Source organism: Emticicia sp. (assembly GCF_049241225.1).
Taxonomy (GTDB): Bacteria; Bacteroidota; Bacteroidia; order Cytophagales; family Spirosomataceae; genus Emticicia.
Window position 1 is genome coordinate 1 of the sequence record NZ_JBMLRC010000426.1, and the last position, 8,436, is coordinate 8,436.

The 8,436-nt window shown below is 38.3% G+C and carries 8 protein-coding genes; 3 read left to right on the forward strand and 5 right to left on the reverse strand.

The window, feature by feature from the left end:
- The 3 genes from ACOVO2_RS22080 to ACOVO2_RS22090 form a co-directional block, all read left to right on the forward strand.
- A partial coding sequence (locus ACOVO2_RS22080) for a hypothetical protein (RefSeq protein ID WP_421772051.1) occupies positions 1-237 on the forward strand: 237 nt, incomplete at its 5' end.
- A gap of 191 nt (positions 238-428) precedes the next feature.
- On the forward strand, positions 429-611 hold the full coding sequence (gene rpmG, locus ACOVO2_RS22085) for a 50S ribosomal protein L33 (RefSeq protein WP_188766880.1): 183 nt from the start codon (positions 429-431) through the stop codon (positions 609-611).
- 84 nt (positions 612-695) lie between these two features.
- Entirely contained in the window at positions 696-851 is a 156-nt protein-coding gene (locus ACOVO2_RS22090; RefSeq protein WP_015029008.1) for a DUF4295 domain-containing protein, read from the forward strand.
- Positions 852-1,093: 242 nt separating this feature from the next.
- Here ACOVO2_RS22090 and rpoN read toward each other — a convergent pair whose 3' ends face one another.
- The 5 genes from rpoN to ACOVO2_RS22115 all read right to left on the reverse strand — a co-directional run.
- Entirely contained in the window at positions 1,094-2,581 is a 1,488-nt protein-coding gene (rpoN, locus tag ACOVO2_RS22095; protein WP_421772052.1) for an RNA polymerase factor sigma-54, read from the reverse strand.
- Positions 2,582-2,968: 387 nt separating this feature from the next.
- On the reverse strand, positions 2,969-4,246 hold the full coding sequence (locus ACOVO2_RS22100) for a metallophosphoesterase (RefSeq protein WP_421772053.1): 1,278 nt from the start codon (positions 4,244-4,246) through the stop codon (positions 2,969-2,971).
- Between the two features lie 135 nt (positions 4,247-4,381).
- A complete protein-coding gene (locus tag ACOVO2_RS22105) occupies positions 4,382-6,439 on the reverse strand; it encodes a penicillin acylase family protein (RefSeq protein WP_421772054.1) in 2,058 nt (685 codons plus the stop codon).
- Between the two features lie 121 nt (positions 6,440-6,560).
- Positions 6,561-7,553 (reverse strand): aspartate-semialdehyde dehydrogenase, encoded by a 993-nt coding sequence (locus ACOVO2_RS22110; protein WP_421772055.1) that lies wholly within the window; start codon positions 7,551-7,553, stop codon positions 6,561-6,563.
- A 163-nt stretch (positions 7,554-7,716) separates the two neighbouring features.
- Positions 7,717-8,436 (reverse strand): outer membrane beta-barrel protein (locus ACOVO2_RS22115; protein WP_421772056.1); only part of this gene is annotated, 720 nt, incomplete at its 5' end.

Consider the following 8,436-nt stretch of genomic DNA (forward strand, 5'->3'; position numbering starts at 1 on the left):
GTAGGAATGGATATGCCGCTGAAAGACTTCCTAAAACTACTTTGGGATACGAAAGTGGTTGATATGCCGGTAGTAAATGAGAGCGAAACCGCCGATACGAGTATTATTTGGGTGGCTGATTTTCCGAAAGAAGTATCGAAAGTGCAAGAAAGTATCCAAAAATTAGGATTTAAGTTGGCCCCCAAAACCACCGAAACAGCGTGTTTGGTGCTTCACGACGATAAATCTAACAATTAATCAAAAAACTTTTAAAAGATTTTTGAAAAACAAAACACAATTTTGTATCTTTGCAACCCCAAATGCAAGACAGACAGGCACTTAGCTAAAAAGTCTCGGCATTTTAAATTGAAAATTTATTCTTTAAAATATCATTTTGGCTTGATTTGATTGCTTATCAATAAAAGTCAATACATTAAATAGATAAAACAATGGCTAAGAAAGGCAATCGTGTACAAGTAATCTTAGAATGTACTGTACAAAAAACAAGCGGTGTAGCAGGTATGTCTCGTTACGTAACGACAAAAAACCGTAAGAATACAACAGGACGTTTGGAGTTGAAAAAATATAATCCATTTTTGAAAGCTCACACTATCCACAAAGAAATTAAGTAATCACCCCCAGCCCCTAAAGGGGAGTTTAGGGTTCTGTTAATGTTCTATCATTAACAAATTTTCAAATCTTCAAATTATAAGAAAATGGCAAAGAAAGTAGTTGCAACGCTCCGTGATAAAACCGCAGGTAAAAACTTTGCGAAAGTTATCAAAGCTGTGAAATCACCAAAAACTGGTGCTTACACTTTCAAGGAAGAAATGGTTCCTATGGAAGAATTACAAAATGCGTTGAAAGCATAATTTCACAAGCATAAAGAAATTGAGAAGCCTTCTTGAACAATCAGGAAGGCTTTTTCTGTTTGACTGCTAATTAAAAGTCCACAGTCAATAGTTGATAATCCACAGTAGTGTAAAATACTCATTAGTAATGGTTTACACAAAATACAAGTGTGGTTTATTTTCAATCGTTTGCTTAATACTGCATAAAAAAGGTCAGCATGGTTTTGAACCATGCCGACCTTCGGGTTTCTCTAATAGTTTTCTTACAACTGCTTACGCAAACGAGCCACAGGAATATTGAGCTGCTCACGGTATTTGGCAACCGTGCGGCGAGCAATATTATAGCCACGCTTATTGAGTAGTTTTTCGAGTTTATCGTCAGAAAGTGGCGAGTTTTTAGGCTCGTTTTCTATCAATTCTTTCAAGATATTTTTTACTTCACGGCTAGAAGCATCTTCGCCCGAATCGGTTGCGATACCTTCTGAGAAGAAATATTTTAGCGGATAAATACCAAAATCAGCTTGTACGGATTTGCTATTAGCCACACGTGATACCGTAGAAATATCCATATCAATGCGGTTAGCAATATCTTTCAAAATCATTGGTTTTAGCTTAGATTCATCGCCATCGAGGAAGAATTCGTGCTGAAACTCAACGATTGATTTCATGGTTTTCAGCAATGTTTGTTGGCGTTGTTTGATGGCATCAATAAACCATTTGGCGGCATCAAGTTTTTGCTTGACAAACGTTACGGTCTCTTTGATACTCTTGTGTTGTGCCGAACCGTTTTTGTCAGTTTTGTCGTAAGTATCAAGCATTTCGGCAAACGAGCGGCTCACGCGAAGCTCTGGAGCATTTTTAGAGTTCAGAATAACGTCTAATTTACCATTGTTATTCGTCACAATGAAGTCAGCCATTAAATATGCGGCTGCACTATCTCCGTTACCGATACTGCCTGGCTTTGGATTCAGACGAGTAATAACTTTGATAGAATTCTTCAAAGTATCATCATCAATATCTAAGCGGCGTTGTATTTTCTCGTAATGTTTTTTCGTAAATTCATCAAAATAAGCATCAATAATTTTGATGGCAGTTTCTACCGAAATATCATCTTGATCTTTGCGTTCTAATTGAAGAATCAAACATTCTCTCAAATCTCTTGCACCGATACCAGCTGGCTCGAACGTTTGAATTTTCTTCAAAAGTCCCGTTACTTCTTCTTCGTTGGTATAAATATTTTGCGTAAAAGCTAAATCATTGCAGATTGAACGAAGCGGACGACGAATGTATCCATCTTCCTCGATACTACCGATAAGTTGCATACCAATTACTTCTTGGCGAGCATCAAGTCGCAAAAAGCCCAATTGCTGCACCAAAGATTCGGCCAAAGTACTTGTAGCTACGACCGGCATTGCATCACGGTCGTCATCGCCCCAGCCATCACCTTGCATTTTATATCCAGCGTAGTCGTCTTGATTCAAGTATTGTTTAACGTCCAGTCCCTCGTAGGTTTCATACTCACCGTACTCACCATAATCGTCGTGGTCATCTCCCCCATCATAATCATCATCATACTCATCTTTCACACGCTCATCAATATCCATGCCCTCCTCCAAAGCTGGATTGATTTCAAGCTCTTCTTCGATTCTCTGTTCTAGCTCGGCAGAAGGTATTTGTAACAGTTTTATGAACTGTATCTGTTGAGGAGACAGACGTTGCTGTAGGGACTGGTTAAGACTTAATTTCTGCATTGCGTAAGTAGAATTTTTCCATTCATAATAGGGACTTATCTAACCCCCTCCACATTTTTCGTGCCAACTGAATATTTTTGAATAATTAAAGGAAAATGTTTTTTTACAAACTGCCAAACTTTCTTTTGAAAAATAATAGATCAATATTGAACAAAAAAAATAATTAGCTGATAATCAACACTTTATATCGCAATAAAAATTCTATTAATATCTATTATTATATATACGAGTTTTTTAGAAAAAAGTAACTTACTTGTAAAAAAAAATATGTTTGACTTTGTTATTTATTCTGAAAAGTAAAATCTTGTCTATTGAAGAATTGAATAAAAAAAGGCGTGTCTCATGGATTATGAAACACGCCTTGAGAGCAAAATATAATTTAAATTTTTAACCCACTTTGAGTTCAAAAATGGCAATTTCTGGTAAGATACCTAAACGGCCTGGATATCCCAAATACCCAAAACCACGGTTTACGTAAAGTTTTTGGTCGTTTTCTTCATATAAACCAGCCCATTCTTTATAACGAAATTGTACGGGCGACCACTTAATTCCAGCAATTTCTACACCGTATTGCATACCGTGTGTATGGCCCGCAAAAGCCACATCGATATCTTTATGTTTATCTAAAACTTGATTTCTCCAATGACTCGGATCATGCGAAAGCAAAAGTTTTACTGGCAAATCATGGGCATTTTGCTGGGCTTTTGCCAAATTCCCATATTTGGCAAAATTTCCAGCTCCCCAGTTCTGAATACCTAAGACTCCGATACTCTCGCCATCGACTTTTACTACACGATGCTCATCCATCAATAGATCCCAACCCATTGTTTTGTGGGCATTCATTAAATCTTTTAGGTTTTGAATTTTCTTTTCGGGCGATTCCCACTTTGTATAATCTCCATAATCGTGATTCCCGAGTGTAGAGAAAGTGCCTAGCGGAGCTTTTATTTTCGAGAAAATATCAATATAATCTTTTACTTCGGGGGCAATATTATTGACTAAATCGCCCGTAAAGAAAAACATATCGGGTTTTTCTTTCATCAACATTTCCACTCCACCTTTTACGGCCGTTTTATTGAAAAAACTTCCCGAGTGAATATCCGAAAGTTGGGCAATCTTCATCCCATCGAACTGTTTCGGTAGGTTTTTGATGCGAAGTGTTACATTTCTGATTCGATAATCGTGTGCTCCTGATAAAATCCCCCAAGCCATTCCGCCTGCGTGCAAGCCTCCAATAGTCAGAGCTGTTTTTGCTAAAAACTCCGAACGGCTAATTTTCTCAGCAGCTGGTTGGAGTGCATCAGTTACTATTTGTGTATCGGTCGAATTTCCTTGAAAATAATTCACGACCCATTTGCCAAAGCGAATCAAATCATCAATAATCAGCACCAGAACCGAGAATATTTTTGAAATATAAATGATAAAAATGCCTGCTATCAAGAAAGTTCTGAAACTTGCTTTTACAGGTGCCGACATTGGCATATAGGTAAACATGGCAATGATCGAAAGAATAGAGAAAACGGTAAATCCCCAAAATCCAAAACTAACAATACGTTGAGTGGAAATGCTGGTAGAACGAATAAGTAGCTTTATAGCTTGCCAGACATAAAAATCAATCAATACCAAAAAGACTGCCATAAGGGCAAATCCGAACATTCGATTCATAAATAATGTACTTGTTTAGAGAAAACTGAATGAAAACAAAACGGTTTTGCCAGAAATAAGGTTTCAAACTTTATCTGATGATTCTCTGAACCGCCAATAAACCAGTATGAATGGTCTATATTTGTGATATAAGACCTACTTTGGTGAATAGGTTTTCACGGCAGTTTTCATTACTTCGGCTTTATCAAGTGTCATTTTTTTGGTTTTCTGGCTTAAATACAAATCCATTTGGTCGGCAAAATGCGGGCTATCGGCGTGGGTCGATTGGCCGAAATTCAGTACCGTTTCTATTTCGGGCAAACCTTCTTTCGGAAATTTAATTAATCCAATATACGACTCACCTTGTACTACCTTCAATTTGCCGTCTTTATACGGGCGAGTGTGCATAGCCGTGATGACATCGGGCAAACCCCAAGATGGTTTTTCGATATCGCCACGCACCAGTTTTTGTAAATCTCCAAGTGAAATATCTGTCCTTCCGAAGTGTTTTTTCATGTACGTATTTACATATTGAAAAGCTCCAACGGCATCTTCTTTCGTAATCGTGTAATCGGTTAATTCTTCCTTCTTAGCAAATTCAGTCGTAAAATAATTGAGCATAACCAAAAATATGGCGGCTCCTTTGCTATCAACATTGGTTTTTCTGTCCCAAATGTTTAAATTTTCAATAAGAGACTGAATATCAGCATATTCTTTCGGATTTAGCTGAAACAGAGCATCAGTATTGGACGGAAAATATAGTTTTCCTTGTGGTAGTTGCCCATCGTACTTGATACGTTTTAAATCATCAAAAGAGATTTTATCATACTGCGAAAACAGTTCTTGAAAACGAATACTGCGGTTATTATCCTTTACTTCATAACCCATTGTTTGGTCGAAATCTTTGGCTTTTAGGTTATCTTTCTCACCAGTTGCGTTGAAAGGCGTATGATTGGCATTGAATAAATAACCACTCGCAGGATTGACGTATTGCGGTAAATCTTTCAACGGATGAAAAGTCGTAGTTAGCGTTTTTGAAGTATTGCCCGGAATTGTGTTTTTCCAATCATAGCCTTCGGCACGGAATGGAATTTTTCCGTTACTTACATAAAAAATGGTGTCTCGTTTATCGGCATAAATGGTATTAAAACCCGGTATTGCAGTCATTTTCATAGCTTCGTAAAACTCCGAAAAATTGCGGGCTTTGTCCATTTTATACCATTGTTCGATGCCTCTAATATCTTGATTGGCACTGAACCTAACCGAAAAAGTACCTTGTTTGGTCTGAATCGTTGCTCCGTATTTGCTCCATAAAGCCACTTTTTTAACAGGAATCGTAAACGCTCCCATTTTTACTTTGAGCTTTACCGTTTTCTGTTCTAAAGTTTCCCACTTTCCATCAAACTTATACTGCATTTTATTAGCAGGATTCATTTCGAGTTGAAAAATATCGACTTTATCTTGATAATTGACGGTGTGAGTCCAGCCTAAATTTTCGTTTGCACCCACAAAAATCACTGGCCCACCAGGAAATAATGCTCCCAAAACATTTAGGCCTTCTTCACTGCACAAATGAGCTTCATACCAAGCTACTGGGCCTTCGAGCGGCTGATGTGGGTTGATAGCCAGATACGAACTTCCATCAGTTGTTTTAGAACTATGAACTGCAATTGCATTAGAGCCTGCGGCCTTAAAATCATCGAGTGTTTTTACTTTTTCTTTGAAAATTTTCTGTAAAACTGCATCAACTCCCGAAATCATCGACAGCGAAAGCACCGTGCTGGTGGTATATTCTTTAGGTGTTGTCGGAAACGAACCTTTTACCAGCACTTCTTCGGGATGCTTGGCTGCGTAGGCGTTTATTCCAGCTACATATCCTTCGATAAGTGCTTTGTATTCGGGCGATAAGGCTTTGTCGTATTGCTCTTCTACTACCTCACGGCAACGTAAAAGAGCCACTACGTAATCAATCGTTGCTCCGTCTTTGCCCTTTAATTGTCCAACCATACCTTTTCCTGCCAATAGCGTAAGCTGCATAGTTTTGAAATCATCTTCGGCATTTGCCCAAGCCAGCCCATAAGCTACTTCGGGGTCTGTTTTGGCAAAAATGTGCGGAACGCCCCATTTATCACGCACGATTTTGATGTTTTCGGGATTTATTTGGGCGAATGCCCCCGTAGAGCATAAAAGAAGAATTAAGAATAGTTTTTTCATTGTTAGGTTGAATTGTAATTGCTTGATTAGCACAAATGTAATCTTTTGATAAGATTTAATACAAAAAGGGAAGACATTTAAAATGCCTTCCCTTTGAAAACTAACAACTTGGAAAGTTGTTTTACAATAAATTTGCTTTCAACATATATTCAGCAATCTGAACAGCGTTGGTAGCTGCACCTTTGCGGAGGTTATCGGCAACCACCCAAAGATTTAATGTATTGGCTTGAGATTCGTCACGACGGATACGTCCTACGAAAACCTCATCTTTTCCATGCGAATTGATTGGCATTGGGTAAACGAAGTTTTTAACATCGTCTTGCACGATAACGCCTTCGGTTTCGCTCAAAATCTTGCGAACTTCATCTAAATCGAAATCGTTTTCAAACTCAATATTTACTGCTTCTGAGTGTCCACCAACGGTTGGAATACGCACAGTCGTTGCCGTAACTGCAATGCTATCATCGCCCATGATTTTCTTAGTTTCGTTTACCATTTTCATTTCTTCTTTGGTATAACCGTTATCTAAGAAAACATCAATGTGAGGCAATACGTTAAGGTCGATTTTATGCGGATAAACTTTCTTCACGCTATCATCGCCTACACGCTCGGCAAACAGTTGGTCAACTGCCGCTTTACCTGTTCCTGTTACCGATTGGTAAGTAGAAACAACTACACGTTTGATTTTATATTTATCGTGTAATGGCTTCATTACCACTACCATCTGGATTGTCGAACAATTTGGATTGGCAATGATTTTATCTTCTGCCGTAATCGTGTTTGCGTTTACTTCTGGAACTATCAACTTTTTAGTTGGGTCCATTCTCCACGCCGAAGAGTTGTCAATTACAGGAATACCTGCCTCAGCAAACAAGGGTGCCAAAGCCAAAGAAGAGCTTCCACCTGCCGAGAAAATCGCAACCGCAGGTTTCATCTTGATAGCATCTTCGTAGCCTACGACCGTAAACTGTTTACCCTTAAACTCAACCTGTTTACCAATTGATTTTTCGGAAGCAACAGGAATGATTTCGGTAACGGGAAAGTTTCTTTCCGCCAATACTTTCAAGATTTCAGTGCCAACTAAGCCAGTTGCACCAACTACTGCAATTTTCATTTTAGTAAAATCCGACCACCCCCAGCCCCTGAAGGGGAGTCATTTTTATGTTAGTAAAATAAATCATACCCACATAGGGCGTTCCAACGAATCGGTTTTGGGTTCGCAAAGATAATGTAAAATTTGGTTCGACTTCTTGGAATAATACAAAATTTGGCATTTTTCACAATTTCCTACTAAAACCTAACCGAAAATCATTAATTCCGAAACCCGTGGCGTTTATTCTGGGGCCAAAACTCATAATATCAAACACAAAGCGAGTTTCGAGCGAGAGCTTGGGCGTAAGGTCGTAGCCCATTCCGAGTTGCGAACCGAGTGTTAGGCTACCTTGGTTTCGTACTTCTTGTTTTTCGTTGTTTACTGAGTATTTTCCACCAAAAAATGTGGAGAACTGCGGGCCGAAGAAGTAATTCCATTTATAGGCAAACTCATTTTTGAAAAGTATCGGAATCTGAATAAAATTTGATTGGTAATTGGTGGGTAAAGAAGTAACGTTTCCATTCTTTTGATAAACATAGTTTACGCCACGTTGTGCGTAGGTTAATTCGAGGCGAGTTTTCCATGTAAGTCCTAAACGTTTTTCAGTAAAAAAACCGATGTATGGTAAAAGCAACCTTTTTTGATTTTCCATACTCGAAAAACTTCCAGTAAGTCCAATTCCACCCAAAACTCCGTAAGACCATTTTTCTTCTTTGTTTTCATTAAAACCCAATGAATCAGTTGAAATATTGAAATGATAATTTACTGAAACTCCGACATTTGTAGCAGGATATTTTCCGAAATATTTCTGTGCATTTAGTCCCACTGACCAACGAGGCGAAAATCTGTAAGCATAACCAACACTCAGCTGAGGTATAAGTAAGTTTTCTACCTTTACATCGGC